General features: G+C 33.7%; 16 protein-coding genes. 9 read left to right on the top strand and 7 right to left on the bottom strand.

Annotated features, from left to right (window positions below; translation table 11 throughout):
- Nucleotides 1-4: 4 nt before the first annotated feature.
- Both dapA and DRF58_RS03880 read right to left on the bottom strand, forming a co-directional pair.
- Nucleotides 5-880 carry a 4-hydroxy-tetrahydrodipicolinate synthase gene (gene dapA / locus DRF58_RS03875; RefSeq protein ID WP_116033071.1) on the bottom strand — a complete coding sequence of 292 codons (876 nt, stop codon included), beginning with the start codon at nt 878-880 and terminating at the stop codon, nt 5-7.
- 83 nt (nt 881-963) lie between these two features.
- On the bottom strand, nt 964-2,493 hold the full coding sequence (locus DRF58_RS03880) for a hypothetical protein (protein WP_123902354.1): 1,530 nt from the start codon (nt 2,491-2,493) through the stop codon (nt 964-966).
- A 449-nt stretch (nt 2,494-2,942) separates the two neighbouring features.
- Between DRF58_RS03880 and DRF58_RS03885 the strand changes: the two genes are divergently transcribed.
- From DRF58_RS03885 to DRF58_RS03910, 6 genes are all read left to right on the top strand, one after another.
- Entirely contained in the window at nt 2,943-3,485 is a 543-nt protein-coding gene (locus tag DRF58_RS03885; RefSeq protein WP_245955359.1) for a class I SAM-dependent methyltransferase, read from the top strand.
- Nucleotides 3,486-3,566: 81 nt separating this feature from the next.
- The gene (locus DRF58_RS03890; protein WP_116033078.1) at nt 3,567-4,328 is read left to right on the top strand and encodes a 5'-nucleotidase C-terminal domain-containing protein; all 762 of its coding nucleotides are present in this window, start codon (nt 3,567-3,569) and stop codon (nt 4,326-4,328) included.
- Nucleotides 4,328-5,278 (top strand): bifunctional metallophosphatase/5'-nucleotidase, encoded by a 951-nt coding sequence (locus DRF58_RS03895; protein WP_116033081.1) that lies wholly within the window; start codon nt 4,328-4,330, stop codon nt 5,276-5,278. The genes DRF58_RS03890 and DRF58_RS03895 overlap by 1 nt, the downstream gene beginning before the upstream one ends.
- Nucleotide 5,279: 1 nt before the next feature.
- Nucleotides 5,280-7,529, top strand: a complete 2,250-nt coding sequence (gene porZ / locus DRF58_RS03900) for a type IX secretion system anionic LPS delivery protein PorZ (RefSeq protein WP_116033083.1) — start codon at nt 5,280-5,282, stop codon at nt 7,527-7,529.
- Between the two features lie 3 nt (nt 7,530-7,532).
- Nucleotides 7,533-8,210: a DNA repair protein RecO gene (recO, locus tag DRF58_RS03905; RefSeq protein ID WP_116033085.1), complete on the top strand. Its 678-nt coding sequence runs from the start codon at nt 7,533-7,535 to the stop codon at nt 8,208-8,210.
- 5 nt (nt 8,211-8,215) lie between these two features.
- Nucleotides 8,216-8,704 carry a GNAT family N-acetyltransferase gene (locus DRF58_RS03910; protein WP_116033087.1) on the top strand — a complete coding sequence of 163 codons (489 nt, stop codon included), beginning with the start codon at nt 8,216-8,218 and terminating at the stop codon, nt 8,702-8,704.
- 502 nt (nt 8,705-9,206) lie between these two features.
- Here the strand turns inward: DRF58_RS03910 and recG are convergent.
- Nucleotides 9,207-11,297 (bottom strand): ATP-dependent DNA helicase RecG, encoded by a 2,091-nt coding sequence (gene recG / locus DRF58_RS03915; RefSeq protein WP_116033090.1) that lies wholly within the window; start codon nt 11,295-11,297, stop codon nt 9,207-9,209.
- Nucleotides 11,298-11,425: 128 nt separating this feature from the next.
- Here recG and DRF58_RS03920 point away from each other — a divergent pair, with 128 nt between their 5' ends.
- Nucleotides 11,426-11,680, top strand: a complete 255-nt coding sequence (locus tag DRF58_RS03920) for a type II toxin-antitoxin system Phd/YefM family antitoxin (protein ID WP_116033092.1) — start codon at nt 11,426-11,428, stop codon at nt 11,678-11,680.
- Between the two features lies 1 nt (nt 11,681).
- Entirely contained in the window at nt 11,682-11,939 is a 258-nt protein-coding gene (locus tag DRF58_RS03925) for a Txe/YoeB family addiction module toxin (RefSeq protein ID WP_116033095.1), read from the top strand.
- Between the two features lie 29 nt (nt 11,940-11,968).
- Here DRF58_RS03925 and DRF58_RS03930 read toward each other — a convergent pair whose 3' ends face one another.
- The 3 genes from DRF58_RS03930 to DRF58_RS03940 form a co-directional block, all read right to left on the bottom strand.
- Complete coding sequence (locus tag DRF58_RS03930) at nt 11,969-12,502, bottom strand: thioredoxin family protein (RefSeq protein ID WP_116033097.1); 534 nt, start codon at nt 12,500-12,502, stop codon at nt 11,969-11,971.
- 65 nt (nt 12,503-12,567) lie between these two features.
- A complete protein-coding gene (locus DRF58_RS03935) occupies nt 12,568-14,079 on the bottom strand; it encodes a peptide MFS transporter (protein ID WP_116033100.1) in 1,512 nt (503 codons plus the stop codon).
- A 97-nt stretch (nt 14,080-14,176) separates the two neighbouring features.
- Nucleotides 14,177-15,892, bottom strand: a complete 1,716-nt coding sequence (locus DRF58_RS03940) for a peptide MFS transporter (protein ID WP_116033103.1) — start codon at nt 15,890-15,892, stop codon at nt 14,177-14,179.
- A 110-nt stretch (nt 15,893-16,002) separates the two neighbouring features.
- Here DRF58_RS03940 and DRF58_RS03945 point away from each other — a divergent pair, with 110 nt between their 5' ends.
- Entirely contained in the window at nt 16,003-16,494 is a 492-nt protein-coding gene (locus tag DRF58_RS03945) for a GNAT family N-acetyltransferase (RefSeq protein WP_116033105.1), read from the top strand.
- Between the two features lie 40 nt (nt 16,495-16,534).
- On the opposite strand, the gene DRF58_RS03950 is transcribed toward DRF58_RS03945, so the two are convergent.
- Nucleotides 16,535-18,205, bottom strand: a complete 1,671-nt coding sequence (locus DRF58_RS03950; RefSeq protein WP_116033108.1) for a peptide MFS transporter — start codon at nt 18,203-18,205, stop codon at nt 16,535-16,537.
- Between the last annotated feature and the right edge of the window lie 42 nt (nt 18,206-18,247).

The raw sequence follows: 18,247 nt of genomic DNA on the forward strand, positions 1-18,247 counted from the left end.
TTTATTAAGAAAGCTTTTGCATCTCTTGTTTTATCTTTTCCTGAAGCCCTTCCGAAGCAGCAACAAGTGGAAGTCTCAAGTAATTTTTGATAATCCCTTTTTCTGCAAGAATAGTTTTAACACCACAAGGATTACCTTCTGCAAAAATCAATCTGGTGATTTCTACCAAAGAATTATGAATCTTGTAAGCTTCGTCTACTTCTCTTTTGCGAGCCAATTTTACCATTGTAGAAAACTCTTTTGGATAAGCCTGTCCAATTACAGAAATCACACCGTCTCCACCTGCTAAAGTTACTGGAAGTGTGTACTCGTCATCGCCAGACATTAGAGAAAAATTCTCAGGTTTTTGTCTCAAGATATCAAAATATTGAAGGATATTCGGAGCGGCTTCTTTTACCATAAAAAGATTGGGGAATTCATTAGCCAATCGTAATGTTGTAGAAGCTTCTACGTTTTGTCCAGTTCTTCCCGGAACATTATAAATGATAATTTTTTCGCCAGTCTCAGCCAAAGCTTTATAATGCTGGTAAAGTCCTTCCTGGTTTGGTTTGTTGTAATAAGGAGAAACCGAAAGTACCGCATCGAAATCTGATAAATCTGTTTCCTTGATTTGTTTTACAACTTCAGCCGTATTGTTTCCTCCAATTCCTAAAACAAGAGGTAATCTGTTATTATTAATCTTAGTGATGTGCGCAACCACCTTTTCCTTTTCTTCCTTGGAAAGTGTTGCAGCTTCTGCTGTAGTTCCAAGAACAACGAGGAAATTGGTTCCGTTGTCTATATTGTAATCTATTAATCTGGTAAGAGAATCAAAATCTACAGAAAGATCTTCATTGAAAGGTGTTACCAAAGCCACACCTACGCCTTTTAACTGACTCATTATTATTTGAAAATTAAATTTCTCAAAGTTAATTTATTTTAAACAAAATTTGAACATATATAGTCTGAAAAGTAATTTTATTGTTACTGTAGCTGGAAAACAATTATAGAATCATATTCTTTTTGCCAAGTTTTGATAGGGTTTTTATGGGATTTTATAAGCTTGTAATTCTTCAAATCCAACGAGTCTAATTTTTCTTTTGTCATCGAATTTTTGATGAAATAAGTGGCTTTTCCTTTTCTTACTTTTACGAAAATCCCTATAAAATTATAATCATCATCTTTGATGAAAGCCGCTGGCAAATTGAGGTAACTAATTTTATTCTTTCTTAAAAACTGATCAAATTTCAAAGTTGATATTTCATCGAAGAAAGTTTTATTTGCCACCAATCCATCCGCAGGAATGATATTAAGATCAGAATAAAAAGCCAATTTTCCGGGAAAATCATAAGTGTAGATTCTTGAATTTTCGGGTAAGGTATTTTTAATTTCTTCAGCAAAAACCTTTACTTCATCTTGTTTTCTGTCAGCAATTTCAGATTTTTCATCTAACAAAGTAAATTGAATACTGAAATTACTACTCATTTTAAAATATCCAATAAGACAAGAAATTAAAATTCCTGAAATCAAAATAGGATAAACAACGTAATTGGAATTTCTTCTTTTTATTAATAACAATGTAAGGTCTCCAATCAATAAAACCAAAACCAAAGTTTGCGCAACATAATACCATTGTCCAATTTGAGACTGAAAACCAATGTTATAAAGGATTTGGAATAATGAACCTAATGCAAAGAAAAACTTGAGAGAGTGGTATTTTGTGCTTTTTATTAATATTAAAAATAATATTGCAATAAGATTAATTGCTAAGAAAAACTTGCTAATGATCGTTAGATACAGGTTGGGTTGGAGATGAGGAAAAGAACTTTTTATTCTTCCACTAATTGGGACAAGACTTCCAAACCAATAAAAATTACTCAGTAGATAAGCGCCTACGATTAATATAATTATGATTCCGGATTTTAGAAAAACTCTATAATCCCATTTTCTTTGAACCAAATAATAAATTCCTAAAAATGCTAATGGAAAAACGTTATCCAATCTGCTGAGAAAAACAAGTGAAAATAGGAGTCCAAAAATCCAATCGTTGCTTTTTTGTTTTGCTAAAAACCAAAGCAGCAAGCAAAAACAGAACAGATTAAGATGTGCCTCAATAAGATAAAGTGTTCCTAAGCTGAAAAATAAAATACTGATGCAAAAGAATCCCAGAATTTTGCCAACAACATTATCTGTGAAAAATACTTCTAGCTTTTTGAAACTTAATAACACAAAAATGACTTGTAAAGCCCAAAGTATATAAACTACATTTTGTTTGGCAAACGGATTGATGAGCTCCGCAATGACACAAAAAAACATCCAAAGCGGATGATATCCATTTGTAAGATATAAATCATTGAAGTAAGAACCTTTCCCATGAACGATATTGAAAGCAATTTGAGGGTAGAAAAAGCCATCATCAGCCGGAAATTTCGCTGGATTGAATAAGAAAAATATTGCTGAAAGACAGATAAAAAAATATAAGATTCCTTTTTGTTGAAGAAAGTTGAGAGTCATACACCACTTAAAAACACAAAAATAATGAAAAACAACATTTTGTACTGTTTCTTTTTTGAAAACATACATCAAATAATATATTTTTGTAAATATGTGTGATGTAAGGTGTAATTTTTATGATAATCAGATTATATTGAAAAAAAATATTATTCTTGTTCGCAGGTGTTGTCTTTTTAGGTTATTTATCTTCAATATGAATCATAATCAAATCATTCTGTGGCTTCATTTGTAATTATTATGAACTTTTAATTTATTATTTTTGTTTAATGTACAATAGCCTAAAAAAAATTCTGCCCAAAGATTTTTTAATCAAAAACGAATTATTCTTCAGAAGATTTATTAGCATCTTCTATTGGGGAAATAGCCATCAATGTACAATATGTGATAGAAAATTTAGGAAATTTTTATTAAATCAACGAGAGGAAAAACTTTGCCCAGGTTGTGGAAGTATGCCTAGAGATAGACGGTTGTTTGCGGAGTTTAAAAAAGAATTTTCCAATCAAGAGAAGATAAGATTGTTGGATTTCTCACCTTCACGATCATTGTATAGAAGATTGAAGCAAACAAAGAACATCCAGTATTTTCCAACGGATTTGTCTACAGATTTTATTTCAGAATATCAATACGACATCACGGATATTCCAAAAGAAGACCAATTTTTTGATTTTATATTTTGCTATCATATTCTTGAGCATATTGATGAGGATGCAATAGCTATGAAAGAGTTATATCGGGTTTTGAAAAATAAAGGAACCGCTTTTGTCCAAACGCCCTTTAAACAAGGAGAGATTTACGAAGATGCGAGCATAAAGTCAGAAGCTGATCGGCTGAAGTATTTTGGACAAAAAGATCATGTAAGAATATATTCTGTTGATAGCTTAGCAGATCGTTTGAAAAAGACAGGTTTTGAAGTTAAGATAAAAACATTTGGAGAAGATGATTATTTTGGACTTCGAAAAGATGAAACCATCTTGCTTCTAACCAAGAATTAATAGATCTATAATAGGTCTATTGATTAAATAGTTAGTTTAAAATATCTAAATTCATTAGATTTGTATCCATATTTTCTTGTAATGAAAAACAAACTTTTGGGATTCGGACTCATTGGGTTTCTGTTAGTTGGTTGTAAAGCACCTCTTAACATTGCAAACATCCATACCGAAAAGAATATTTATATTACCAGTGACATTGATGAGAATAAGGAAATGGATGCTATTATCCAGCCTTACAAACATGAGTTGGAAGGTAAAATGAATACAAAAATTTCTCATACCAATGTAGAACTTACAAAGTCTGGTGATAACAGTAATCTAGGTAATCTTTTAGCAGATTATACTTTTGAAGGAGCAGATGAGTGGGCGAAGAAAAATAATCTACCAAGTGTAGATGCTGCAGTTATCAATATCGGCGGAATAAGAACCATCATACCAAAAGGTGATATCCTTACCAAGCAAATCTATGAGGTGATGCCTTTTGAGAATGAGATTGTTATCGTTAAAATTAGTGGAAAAGAGCTGGAAGGTTTATTTGATTATTATTTGAAAACTCAGAAGAACAATCCTGTTTCGCATCTCGTTATCGAAACAGAAAATGGTAGCTTGTCCAAAAAACTTATTGCTGGAAAAACGATAGATTATAATAAAACTTATTACCTCGCCACTTCGGATTATTTAGCTTTGGGAGGTGATAGTATGTTTTTCTTTGGAAAAGGAGAGCTCATCTCTACGGGAATCAAAATGAGAGATCTTTTTCTGGAAAAATTCAAACAAAACCCAGAAGTTTCGGAGCCTAATGATGTAAGATTAATTTTCAAAGATAAAAAAGTACAGGACTAATGAAAAGAAAAGAATTCTTAAAATACCTTGGTGGAGGAAGTCTTGCTTTGACAATAGCTCCCAATCTTTTATTAGCAGAGCAATTTGATATTCTGAAAAAAGAATCAGCGCACAAACTCACGATTCTGCATACCAATGATCAACACAGCAGGATAGAACCTTTTGACGCTTCTTATACAAAAAATCCCAATCAAGGTGGTTTTGCAAGAAGAGCTTCCTTAATTAATAAAATAAGAAGTGAGGAAAAAAATGTTTTGCTTCTGGATTCGGGGGATATTTTCCAAGGAACTCCTTACTTTAATTTTTTTGGCGGAGAGCTGGAGTTTAAGCTAATGAGTATGATGAAGTATGATGCCTCTACAATGGGAAATCATGATTTTGATAACGGTTTAGAAGGTTTTTTGAAAGTTTTACCCAATGCGAAGTTTCCCTTCATTTGTTCCAATTATGATTTCAAAAATACAATTCTTGATGGGAAAACCGAGCAGTATAGAATCTTCAACAAAGATGGAATCAAAGTAGGAATCTTTGGTGTTGGAATTGAGTTGAATGGTTTAGTCGGAAAGAAAAATTATGGCGAAACTATCTATCATAATCCAATTGAGGTGGCACAACATTATGCTGACTTCTTGAAAAATGAAAAAAAATGTGATGTCATCATTTGTCTTTCTCATATTGGTTTCGATTACAAAGATGATCCGGAGAAGATTTCGGACAAATATTTGGCTGTGAAGACCTCGGGAATAGATTTGATTTTAGGAGGTCATACACATACTTTTTTGCCAGAACCTATGACTTTTCAAAATAAAGATCATAAAAATGTGATTGTGAATCAAGTAGGATGGGCAGGGATTTTGTTGGGTAGGTTAGATTTTTATTTTGATAAAAATAAGGATGTAAAAAATATTTCTTGGAATAATCAGTTAATAGATGAAAACATACTAGTTTAGAATGAAGAAAAATTTATTGCTTTTATCTTTTTTTATAGCGATTATTACATTCGCTCAGACAAGTAAATGGGGTGATTTGTTCTCGTATAACAATGTTTTAAAAATTAGAGAAGATAATGACCGATTGATTGCTGCTACAGAAAATGGTATTTTCTTCTATTATCCATCAACAGGAGAGATCAAAAAACTGTCCAAAGCCAACGGTCTTCATGATGTTAAGATTGCTGCGTTTGACTACGATGCTGCTACACAAACTGGGATTGTGGGTTACCAAAATGGATCTATGGATGTTATAACGTCCAATGGGATTTATTTTATTGTTGATATTCCATTAGCAACAGGATACAATGGGAGTAAAAAAATTAATCATATTTCTATTAATGGAGATAGAGCTGTAATTTCTGCCGGATATGGAGTTTCTATTTTTAATATTTCTCGTAGAGAATTTGGGGATACCGCATTTTTTGCAAGTGGAGGCGTTTATGAAGCTGTTAATTCGGCAGTTATCAAAGATAATTTTGTATATGTAGCTACTAATTTAGGGTTAAAACGACATGAACTCAATTCTACATTTGCCATTTATTCTGAATGGAATGTAAGCCCGAATTTTATACAATCTGGTATTTTTAGAAAAGTAGATGCTAATAATATTATTGCTTTTACTTCTGGTAATCAGGTTAGATATGGTGATGGTACTACGTTTTCTAATATACCAAGAACTTTTGGAGATATTCGAGACCTTAGAGTTACAGAAAACCAGATTATTGTTACAGATCAAAGTCAGGTTTATGTTTACAGTGTGAATGGTGAACAACAGAAAAATTTCAATGCTAGCGAAGAGTTGAATACGGCAATAATGTATAATAATATATTGTATACAGGGACAAAACTTGATGGGATTTATAATGAACAAAAAGTTAGTTTGAAACCGGATGGCCCTTATAAAAACACATCATACAAACTGTCTCTTCTCAATAATCAGATATGGGTTTCTTCAGGTGTAAGAGATGATTATGATACTGCACCAAATCCTTCCCATTTAGGTTATTATCATTTTGATGGATCTAAGTGGATATATCCAAATTATTTTATTCAAAATTCAGGTATTACTTTTAATATCATGGATGTTGTTCCTAATCCTTCCAATCCTTCTGAAGTCTTTTTTACCAACTATACGCAAACTGATAGCAAAGGCATCTATAAAATGACAGATGATGTTTTGGCAAAGACTTACCTTACAGAACTTAATAGCTTACCAGCAGGTCCATACATCAATAGACCTTTTGGGTGTGCTTTTGACGATACAAATAATTTACTTTGTTCCGTTTCCCATACAACTAAAGGGGGTGGTTTTTATTACTACAATAGACAGTCAGATAATTTTGCATTAACTGATGTTGCAGTAACTTATAATGTTCAAAAGCCATTGGCAAAGGACGGGATGATTTATATTCCTGTACCTTATACACCAGGTGGTATGCTGGTTTACAACTACAATAATACACCAGCTACAACATCTGATGATGCATTTAAGTTTTTAAATAAAAACAATAATTTACCCACTGATAATAGATGTGCAAGCGTTGCATTAGATAAAAATGATGATCTTTGGATTGGTACTAGAGGCGGGCTTAGAGTTTTATCAAATCCAAAATCAGCAATCTTAGAAGATAGCCCGCAAACAGATGAGATTATCATAGAAGAAAACGGATTGGCGGAAGAGCTTTTCCGTGATGCTTTGTTATTACAAATTACGGTGGACTCAGGAAATCAAAAGTGGGTTTCGGTTGATGGAGGTGGTGTATTCTACCTAAGTCCTAGTGGAGATAGAACGATATACCATTTTACAAAAGCTAATTCTCCATTACCCAATGATAGTGTAACGGATATCCAAGTAGACGAGAAGACTGGTAAAGTCTATTTTGCAACATTGGATGGGATTATGGTTTATCAAGGTGATGTAACCGAGGTAACTTCCAACTTTGGAGATGTTTTAGTTTATCCAAATCCAGTTGTTTATGCTCAATACAAAGGTAATGTAAGGATCAGAGGATTAGCTTCTAAAACAAACATTAGAATCACAGACGCCGCTGGAAATTTGGTTCATTCCGCAGTGGCAAACGGAGGTTATTTCGAATGGAATCTGAATAATCAGAGAGGCGTAAGAGTCGCTTCTGGAATCTATTATGTACTAATGACAAACGAAGATGGAACCGACACAGCAACTGCAAAAATAGCTGTTGTGAATTAAAGAATGACACAAGAAGTTTTTTTACTGTCTTATACAAAATATGGAGATCACGATGCTGTTCTCCATTGTTTTTGTAGAGAAAATGGGTTCGAAAGTTTTTTTGCCAAAGGAATCTATGCGCCTAAAAACAAGAAAAAAGCATTCCTTTTTCCTCTCAATGAGTTGTTGCTTTATACCTCTGACAAAAAGAAAAATATCCGAAACATTTTGAAGATAGAACAGAAAAATGCAGATCTCTTCAGTACAGATATTCGTAAAAATTCTATTCTTTTTTTTATTTCAGATTTATTAAATCAGGTTTTAAGAAATGAAAATCAAAATCAAAATATCTACTCTGAGATTTCTCTTTTTCTGAGTCAATTACAAATGGATAATTTCCAATCACATTTGATATTTATTTTCAGATTGTTGAAACAACAAGGGTTACAGCCTTTGTTTTCGGATAAAACTTATCTCAATCCAGAGTCTGGAACCTTCGAAGAGACCGAATCTCATCATTTTTTCAATAAGGATATTTCGGCAATTTGGAAAGAATTAGTTATTTCCCCAAATCCTTATGATATTAAGTTAAGCCGAATGGGAAAACAAAATTTTCTGGATTCTATTTTAGTTTATTACCATTATCATTTTACAGATTTTCGAGAACCAAAATCTTTAGAAATTATCAAAGAAATATTTTAAAAAATATGATTATTAAAGCCGAAGAAAAAGATATTTCTATTATTCAGGATTTAGCAGAAAAATCTTGGAATTTTGCATACGCCGATATTTTGAAACCAGAACAGATTGATTATATGTTGGATCTGATTTATTCTAGTGACGCACTCAAAATTCATTTAGAAAACCCAAATTTCCATTATTATTTAATCAAAGGAAATGACGAGTTTCTAGGTTTCATCGGTTTCGAATTTCATCAAGAATTGGGGACAACCAAACTCCATCGAATCTATTTTCTAAAAGAAGCACAGGGAAAAGGTTTGGGTAAAAAAGCTTTGAACTTTATAAAAGAAGAAGTAAAAAAAATTGGTGATAAAAGAATCATTTTAGCTGTTAATAAAAATAATCAAGCCAAAAGTTTTTACGAATCTCAGGGTTTCAAAGTCTATGATGAAGGCGTTTTTGATATCGGAAATGGCTACGTAATGGATGATTATTTGATGGAATTTATCCTTTAACAATAACTCCAAAAATATATTGAAAAGCATTTGTTCATTCGCAAGTGCTTTTTTTGTGATTTTATTTTTGATGAAAATTATTAGTTCTTTTGAATAAATTATTAATATTCAAAATAATGGTAAAAACTTAAAAACTCTTTTGGGGTTTTAGTTAGCTTGAAATTAGTTCCTATTTGTTTGAATATTAAATGAATAATTATTTTGTAAAATTTTATTAATTCTGTTTTTAAGTTTGTGAAGAATACAATGTTAATTTTTTAGGGCAAATTATCTTAATTAATTCTTACCATTCTTTAATAAACGATTAATGATTCTTTAAAGTTCAATATCAGAGATAATTTTAGATTTGTCGCAGAACGAAATCAAGCTGATGCCTGATAGTAATTTTTCTTCATATACTATTTTTTAAATTTAGAAAGCCAGCTATTTATAGTTGGCTTTTTATTTTCGAAAGAAATATGGATTACTCAAGAACTCAAAAACTCTTCCACACTCAGACTCTCTAACTAATCTGCGCCCACTTATTCTTCCCTTTATATTGTCTAATGTAATATTGTTTCATCATTTGATTATCAGGATGATTAAGTAGTGAATCCTGTTCCAGAATCTTTTCCACAGCCAATTTTGAAGCTTTGATAATCGCCGAATCTTCAATCAAGCTCAATTTTTTAAAATCCACAACACCACTTTGTTGAGTTCCCAGAATATCGCCTGGACCACGCAATTCCATATCAACTTCCGAAATTTTGAAACCGTCATTCGTCTGCACCATTGTTTTGATTCTCGTTCGGCTTTCTTTGCTCAGTTTATCGTCCGACATTAGGATACAATAACTTTGTTCTGCGCCTCTACCAACACGTCCACGCAACTGATGAAGTTGAGACAAACCGAATCTTTCCGAACTTTCTATGACCATTACAGACGCATTCGGAACGTTAACACCCACTTCTATCACGGTTGTGGCGACCATTATTTGCGCTTGTCCGGAAGCGAAAAACTGCATATTGATGTCTTTCTCCGCAGGTTTCATTCTTCCGTGAACCATCGTTACATTGTAGCTTTTGAAGAAATTCATCACGCTTTCCAAACCTTCCATCAGATTTTTATAATCTAGCGTTTCCGATTCTTCAATCAATGGATAAACAAAGTAGATTTGACGACCTTTTTCAATCTCTTCTCGGCAGAAATTGTAAACAGAAAGTCGGTCTTTTTCCCGTCTGTGAGCGGTAATAATCGGTTTTCTATTAGAAGGTAATTCATCAATCACAGAAACATCCAAATCCGAATAAAAACTCATCGCCAAAGTTCTCGGAATAGGCGTTGCTGTCATTACCAAAATATGTGGTGGAATATTATTTTTTGCCCAAAGTTTTGCCCGTTGTGCTACTCCGAATCTATGTTGTTCATCAATAATAGCCAAACCAAGATTCTTGAATTTTACTTTGTCTTCCAAAATGGCGTGCGTTCCAATCAGAATAGACAATTCTCCGTTTTCTAATTCTTCGTGAATAATTTTTCTTTCTTTAGTTTTGGAAGAACCTGTCAAAAGTCTGACTTTGATTCCTGTATTTTCTAATAATTCCTGAATCGAATTAAAATGTTGCTGTGCTAAAATTTCTGTCGGAGCCATCAAACAAGATTGGAAACCATTGTCCATCGCAATGAGCATTGTTAATAATGCAACCATCGTTTTTCCCGAACCAACATCGCCTTGCAAAAGACGGTTCATTTGGGTGGAACGTTTCATATCGGTTCTGATTTCTTTCAGAACACGTTTTTGAGCGTTGGTTAATTCGAAAGGAAGATTGTTTTCATAGAAATTATTGAAATAATCACCGACAATCGGGAACGGATTTCCGAATGATTTTGTTTTCTGATGAAGTTTTTTGAGTCCATAACCCAACTGAAAAAAAAATGCTTCTTCGAATTTTAATCGTCTGTCCGCTTCTTCAAATTGTTTGAAATTTTTAGGAAAATGAATGTCATAATAAGCATTAATTCTATCCATTAATTTCAAAGATTTCATCAAATAATTAGGTAAATTTTCCGAAATTAAATTGGGTAAATCTTTCAGAAGACTGTAGATGACGTTTTGAAAAAACTTGTTACTAATTCCTCGTTTACTAAGTTTTTCACTTCCGGGATAAACAGGTAAAAGTGTGCCGTACAAAGCTTTTTTTTCATCAGCTTCAATCTCCGGATGAGACATAGAAAAGTTGCCATTGAAGAAACTGACTTTCCCGAAAATGAAAATTTCTTTGTTGAGCGGAATCGCTTCTTTCATCCAATTCGTATATCGAAACCAAACCAAATCCATCGTTCCTGTCTCATCACGAAATTTTGCGGAAAGTCGCTTTTTCCCTTTTTCGTAAACAACTTCCTGAATATCCGTTATTTTTCCTCGTAACTGAATGTCTGCATCCGGTTCTTTTGTAAGAGCTCCGATTTTGTAAATTTTACTTTTATCAATATATCGGATTGGATAAAACGTCAACAAATCTTCTACAGTCGAAATTCCCAACACGTTTTTTATGAGTTTTGCGCGTTCGGTTCCGATGTTTTTGAGAAATTCTATGGAAGTTTCTAAAGTCAATTAAGGAAAATTTGTTCCGACGAATTTCGGGAAATTTATTGTGACCTGCAATAATTGTTAATTTTTATAAATGTAGTCTAATACAAAATATTGTACTTATATTTGTACAAAATTTAACCCGAATAATTATGTTAATTGCTAGCGTTTCCGATTTTAGAAAAGATATTAAATCTTATTTAGACAAAGTTTCTAAAAATTTCGAAACTTTACTGATAAATAGAGGTAAGGATTCTGGCATTGTAGTAATGTCTCTTGAAGAATATAATTCGCTAATGGCGACTAATCACGAATTGTCTTCCAGAATTAATGAAAAACGTTTGGATTCTGCGATTGAAAAATTGAAAGCTGAAACATCTTTTGAAAAACAATTAATCGAAGAATGATATGAAATATATTTTCGTGGATGAATCTTGGGAAGATTACTTGTATTGGCAGAAAACGGATAAAAAGAAACTAAAAAGAATCAATGAGCTACTGAAAGATATTTCTAGAAATCCATTTGATGGGATTGGAAAACCAGAACCCTTGAAACATAAATATTCAGGTTTTTGGTCTCGAAGGATTGATGATGAGCACCGATTGATTTATAAATATGAAGAAGATAAAATCTTGATTGCAAAGTGTAGGTTTCATTATGAATAGCCAATAAAAACATCCCAGTAAGGATGTTTTTATTGTTTTATCTTGGACTTAAATTTAGTCCGATAATTTTCCCATTCTTTTCGAGTCTTGATATTTTTGTACTCATTGGTTGCAATCATAGTGAAATAAGGCTCAACTTCTTTGGCTTTTAGAGCACCAGAAAGACTCGTAATCGGGTCTGCTTTTTCATCCAGAAAAACCATTGTCGGGATGATGTTGATGTTCATATATTTCGAGAATTGATGAAGCCCATTTTTCCCTTTTTTGCTTTTGTAATCTGGATTTGTGAATTTGTGTCCAGCGAAATTAACAATGTCATTTCCGTCACTTTCAAACTTAACGGCGTAATAATTTTGATTGATTATTTTGGCAATTTCAGGATGATTGTAAGTGCTTTTTTCCATCTCTTTGCACGGTGCACACCAATTTGCGTAGAAATCGATTAGGATTTTCTTCGGTTCTTTTTTTTGAGCTTCCAAAGCTTGAGCAAGTGTCATCCAGTTGACTTGTGCGATTCCGAAGAATCCTACTGTTAAAAGAAATATTAGTATTATTTTTTTCATTTGTGTGTGGTTTTTATAATTCTTTTAGTCAGCTTCACATAATCTTAGACGTTTCAATTATTTTTTTACTTTACTCCCTGCATCAGTTTTTTTACGAATGGCGAAATCAAAATTAAGAGAACTCCGGCAATCAAGGCATATAATCCCAATTGTTTATATCCATCGGTGTAAGTGATAAGAGCGTCATAATTAGTTGCGCCAGATTTTACTTTTGCCAATCCTGCACCTATTTGTCCTGCAACATATTGTCCGTAAGCAGAAGCTAAAAACCACATTCCCATCATCATTCCTTGCAGTTTTTCTGTGGATAATTTTGTCATTATCGATAGTCCAATTGGTGACAAACATAATTCCCCGAAAGTGATAACTAACAATGCGATTGTGAAAACATTAAGAGAAGTAATTCCTTGAAGATTGGCGAAAAATTTAGTCCCGAAAAGAACATAATAACCTAATCCTAAGAATATAAAACCTAATCCGAATTTGATGATTGTATTGGGTTCCAGTTTATTTTTGCTTAACCAAATCCAAAGTAATCCAACCAAAGGTGCTAAGAATATAATAAAGAAAGCTCCTCCGGAATTATTAACGCCATTTGGGTCTAATCCAAAAAGGTCTTTGTTGAGGTTATTCGCAGCGAAAATACTTAATGAACCACCGCTTTGTTCGTAAATTCCCCAGAATAGAATTGAGAAAATAATGAAAATCAAGGCTGCCCAAAGTTTTTTACGTTCTTGTGAAGTCACTTTTGTCATCTCGTAAAAAAGATAGAGTAGTGTCAATGGTCCGACTGTCCACATAAAATAATCGGTGTATTGCGGAACAGAAACCATTATCATAATTAGCGGAATGAAGACTAATGATAGAATGTAAACACCATATTCTTTCCATTTATCAAGAGGCGAAAAAGTTCCATCGGAATTCAGTTTTTGAGGTTGAAGACCAATTGGTCCTAATTGTCTTTGAGTAAAAATAAAATTAATCAAACTCACAACCATTACAATGGCTGCTAATCCGAAAGCGACATTCCATCTTTTATGTTCTGGAATTAAATGAGACAACATTTCGCCTTTTCCAATTGCTATACAAAGATAACCACCCAAAAGTGCTCCTAGATTGATTCCTGCATAAAACAAAGAAAACCCTGCGTCTGTTCTTGTATCGTTTGCTTTATATAGCTTTCCAACCATTGTAGAGATATTCGGTTTGAAAAATCCTGTTCCTACAACGGTGAAAGAAATCCCTAAAAAGAAATAATCGTGCGGATTGGAGGCAAGAATAAGACTTCCGATAATCATCAAAATTCCACCCCAAAAAAGAGATTTTCTGAATCCTAAAATCTTATCAGCAAACAAACCACCTACAAAAGTAAATGCATAAACAAATGCCTGTGTTGCGCCGTATTGAAGATTGGCTTGTTCATCACCAAATTTTAATTGAGAAATCATAAAGAATACCAGCATTCCTCGCATCCCATAGAAACAGAAGCGTTCCCACATTTCTGAGAAAAATAAAGACCAAATTTGTTTAGGATATTTTCCTTTGAAACTCTGAATTTCTTCAAGTGTAAGATTCATCGAATATAATTTTGTTTTGATATTAAAATACAAACAAATTTAAATAAAAAAACCACCGCAAAGGTGGTTTGAATTTATAAATAAATGTGAAAGTTTTTTAGTTCACACCGTGCATCATTTTCTTTAATCTTGGAGATAAAATTGCTAAAATCACAGAAGCTATTCCGCACAGAACTACAAAAACCATAAAAAACTCGAACAAGTTGTGGATTTCTATCCCTGCGAAAGATGTGTTTGCTACTGGAATTTGTTCTTTTTCAAACAATGCTACTTGCTCGGCGCTCAACGTTACTTTTTTGTCCAAAACATCTTGAAGGTTTACTCCTAGTTTTTCAGCTTTTGCAAATTTGTCACCTGTTGCCGGGATGATGGCTCCTAAAGAACCTGCCAGCGCATAACCTGCAGCATTGGAAATGAAGAAAACACCATATAATAAAGATGCAAATCTCTTTGGGGCTAATTTTCCTACAAGTGATAATCCTATCGGAGACAAACAAAGCTCTCCCATTGTTTGGATTAAATATAGTAGAATTAGCCATTTTATTGCCAATAAACCAGAGTTTCCTAAATCTTTAACGTTATAAGCGATAATCAAATAAGATAAAGCAATCAATGCTAAACCAATGGCTTGTTTCAAAGGAGAAACGGGTTCTTTGCCCTGAGCTCTTAATTTATCCCAAAGCAAACTGAATGGTAGTGCCAATAAGACCACGAACAACCCATTGAAAATCTGCACCATTGATGGTGGCATATCCCACCCAAAAATACTTCTGTCGGTTTGATTATCCGCAATGAAAGTCAAAGATGAACCAGCTTGTTCAAATGCTGCCCAGAAGAAAATGATAAAGAATGAAACGATATAAATCACCCAGATTCTTTGTCTTTCAACCTTATTTTCAGCAGAACTCATAATCAAAAATGCCAATGAAATCCCCGCTGCATAGATGAATGGGTAAATCAAACCTTTAATCAATTGTCCCATCCCCACAGAGCTGAATCCAATCTCGTTAACCAAAATATATCTGAAAACAAAGAAAAGAGCGACAAATAACAAGCCTGCTATTCCCATATTTTGGCCTGAAAATTTAGCAGTTTGACTTTCCCCTTCTTCAAAATCGTCTTTTGTGTTATTTTTTGGTAATCCACCAATTGGCCTGCCTTCCGGTGTTACAACATATTTGTTTTTAAAGAAAAAGAAAGTAACCGTTCCAATCATCATTGCGATAGAAGCTGCTAAGAATCCCCATTTGAAAGCGAAAATATCTCGCACGCCATCCGCATCTTTCACATCTCCAACGTATGGACAAATGAACTGACCTAAGAATGCTCCTATATTAATTCCCATATAGAAAATAGTAAAAGCAGAGTCCAATTTAGATTTTTCTTGCTTTGGATAAAGGCTTCCCACCATCGAAGAAATATTAGGTTTGAAAAAACCATTACCAAAAATAATGATGAAAAGTGCCAGCCACATCAAACCTTTCGCACTTCCTAAATCTGAAGAAAAGGTAGAAGCACTGAAAAATAAAAGCAATTGTCCAAGTGCCATCAACGAACCTCCTGCCAAGATTGCATTTCTGTTTCCAATATATTTATCAGCAATAAAACCTCCTAAAAGTGGTGTCAAATAACACAATGCCAAAAAGCCACCATATATAATCGCTGCATCTGCTTCTTTAATTAAGAGAGAATTTACCATAAAGAGCGTCAACAATGCTCTCATTCCATAAAAATTGAAACGCTCCCACATTTCTGTCCCGAAAAGTACCCACAAACCTTTAGGATGTTTTGAATTAGTCGTAACTGTATCCATATAAAATAATTGTTAAATTTTCTTAAAGGTAACAAATATAGTTTTTTTTCATAAACGGGGAAGTTAAATTGCGCAGCTTTAATACAATTCTAATAAATTATTTTTACAAGATGGAAATCAGAAAATCAACTCCGGAAGATATTAATGAGATTATGAACTGTATCGATATCGCAAGACAATTGATGCGTGAGAATGGAAACCTAGTGCAATGGACGAATGGTTATCCTTCACGGGAATTAATTTTGGAAAGTATCAAAAATGGTTTTAATTTTCTGATTATTAATGACAATGAAGTTGTGGCATCATTTGATTTTATCATTGGCAACGACCCAAATTATTCAGTGATTGAAAACGGAGCTTGGATTAATGAAGAAAAATATGGCGTTATCCATCGTCTCGCTTCTAATGGTAAAGCAAAAGGAATCGCACAATTCTGTTTCGAATGGTGTTTTTCCCAATTCCCGAATATCAGAATCGATACCCACGAAACCAATATCGCAATGCAAAAAGTTCTTGGAAAACTTGGTTACCAAAAATGCGGAATCATATACGTTGCGGACGGAACTCCGAGATTAGCATTTCAAAAAACAAAAGATGATTAATTCTAAATCAATCATCTTTTATCTCTTATCATTTATAATATCAATGTCCGCTTTCTTTCATTATTTTATTTAATCTCTTCAACATCATCAACCCCAACAAGGTTGCGAAAATCAACAGTCCAAAATTGACCAAGAAGTAATTGGCCTTGTTTTCATAATTGTACCAAGTGCTGGCAAGGATTCCGGACAATTTGTTTCCCACGGAATTCGCTAAGAAAAATCCACCCATCATCAAGGCTGTCAATCTCGCTGGAGATAATTTGGAAACGAATGATAATCCCATCGGCGAGAGACAAAGTTCTCCGATTGTTACGACTCCATATCCAGCAATCAACCAAAGTGCAGAAACTTTTTCGGCTCCATTGTTTCCGGCGTAAACGGCGCCTACCATTACCAAACAAGACAAACTGGTGATGAATAATCCCAAAACGATTTTACTTGGCGTCAAAGGTTCTTTTCCTCGTTTTCTGAGCATCGCCCAAACACCAACAATGACTGGAGTCAATGCAATTACCCAAAATGGATTTATCGATTGGAATAATTCTGTGTTATAAAGGAAAACTGGCTTGTCAGTTTTAGCTTCCAGTTCAGCCCTTCTTTCTGCCGAAATATTTCTGAAATAAATATCTTTCCCGGTTTCTTTCAAAGTCTTCCCATCGTCACCTTTCTGAGAACGATATTGATTGTCATAAATTGGGGTTTCTTTATCAGCATAGCTTTTTTCTTCAACCAAATAAAGTGAAGCCAAAGGTTTTTCTACAGATTCGGAAACGCTTCGGTCGGTGTAATAATTTGCCCATCTTGTCAATGCAGTTCCATTTTGTTTGAAAACCGCCCAGAAAAACATGCTGATAAGAAATATCGAAAGCAAAGCACCAATCGCAGGTTTCTCCAACGGATTTGATTTGAAATAAAGGGAAACGTAAAAATAAATCACAGGAACGCAAGCAAAAATAAATGCATCCGTATTTGTGCTACCAAAAATATTAGTTCCAAAAATCATCGTCGGAACAAACCAACCGACAACGCCTGCAACAATCGCTGGAACAAAAACCTTCATCAGAATTTCGGATAGTTTTGTGTCGCCTTCTTGGCTTGGTTTCATAACCGCCGCGTGTCTGTAATGTTTCATTCCTATTGTGAAAATTACTAATCCAAGCAACATCCCAACTCCGGCCGTAATAAACGCTTCGCCCCAACCGAATTTATTACGCATAAACGCCGCAATAATGTTACAGATAAAAGCTCCAATATTAATTCCCATATAGAAAATGTTGTAGCCGGAATCTTTATTTGCTTTATAAGGTTCTTCGGAATAGAGATTTCCCAAAAGTGTAGAAATCGTCGGTTTAAAGAATCCATTTCCAATGATAATTAAAGCCAATGAACCATAAAACAAAGGCAAATCCTTGAAAACACCTACACCAATGTAGCCAATCGCCATCAGAATGCCACCAAGATAAATTGATTTGATATAGCCTAAAACTCTATCAGCCAAAAATCCACCAAGAAACGGTGTTAGATAAGTCAGCGCAATAAAAGTCCCAAAAATATCATCGGCATCTTTATCAGGAATTCCCAATCCGCCATTCAAGCCTTGAGGTTCTATCAAATAGAGAACAAAAATTCCGAGAATCAAATAGTAACCAAAACGTTCCCACATCTCGGTAAAAAACAAAAAAGGTAACCCTTTTGGATGTTTAGTCTTCATAGCTTAATTTTTCACAACGTTCCCAAAAATAAGATTTTAAAA

The sequence above is a fragment of the Epilithonimonas hispanica genome, assembly GCF_003385395.1.
GTDB lineage: Bacteria > Bacteroidota > Bacteroidia > Flavobacteriales > Weeksellaceae > Epilithonimonas > Epilithonimonas hispanica.

Bases quoted from the DNA above. Each gene is read 5' to 3' on its own strand.
- DRF58_RS03885 (WP_245955359.1), top strand. From the start codon at position 2,943: ATGCCTAGAGATAGACGGTTGTTTGCGGAGTTTAAAAAAGAATTTTCC.
- DRF58_RS03940 (WP_116033103.1), bottom strand. From the start codon at position 15,892: ATGGATACAGTTACGACTAATTCAAAACATCCTAAAGGTTTGTGGGTA.
- DRF58_RS03945 (WP_116033105.1), top strand. From the start codon at position 16,003: ATGGAAATCAGAAAATCAACTCCGGAAGATATTAATGAGATTATGAAC.
- DRF58_RS03895 (WP_116033081.1), top strand. From the start codon at position 4,328: ATGAAAAGAAAAGAATTCTTAAAATACCTTGGTGGAGGAAGTCTTGCT.
- dapA (WP_116033071.1), bottom strand. From the start codon at position 880: ATGAGTCAGTTAAAAGGCGTAGGTGTGGCTTTGGTAACACCTTTCAAT.
- DRF58_RS03910 (WP_116033087.1), top strand. From the start codon at position 8,216: ATGATTATTAAAGCCGAAGAAAAAGATATTTCTATTATTCAGGATTTA.
- DRF58_RS03935 (WP_116033100.1), bottom strand. From the start codon at position 14,079: ATGAATCTTACACTTGAAGAAATTCAGAGTTTCAAAGGAAAATATCCT.
- DRF58_RS03950 (WP_116033108.1), bottom strand. From the start codon at position 18,205: ATGAAGACTAAACATCCAAAAGGGTTACCTTTTTTGTTTTTTACCGAG.
- recO (WP_116033085.1), top strand. From the start codon at position 7,533: ATGACACAAGAAGTTTTTTTACTGTCTTATACAAAATATGGAGATCAC.
- DRF58_RS03920 (WP_116033092.1), top strand. From the start codon at position 11,426: ATGTTAATTGCTAGCGTTTCCGATTTTAGAAAAGATATTAAATCTTAT.
- DRF58_RS03890 (WP_116033078.1), top strand. From the start codon at position 3,567: ATGAAAAACAAACTTTTGGGATTCGGACTCATTGGGTTTCTGTTAGTT.
- DRF58_RS03880 (WP_123902354.1), bottom strand. From the start codon at position 2,493: ATGACTCTCAACTTTCTTCAACAAAAAGGAATCTTATATTTTTTTATC.
- DRF58_RS03930 (WP_116033097.1), bottom strand. From the start codon at position 12,502: ATGAAAAAAATAATACTAATATTTCTTTTAACAGTAGGATTCTTCGGA.
- porZ (WP_116033083.1), top strand. From the start codon at position 5,280: ATGAAGAAAAATTTATTGCTTTTATCTTTTTTTATAGCGATTATTACA.
- DRF58_RS03925 (WP_116033095.1), top strand. From the start codon at position 11,682: ATGAAATATATTTTCGTGGATGAATCTTGGGAAGATTACTTGTATTGG.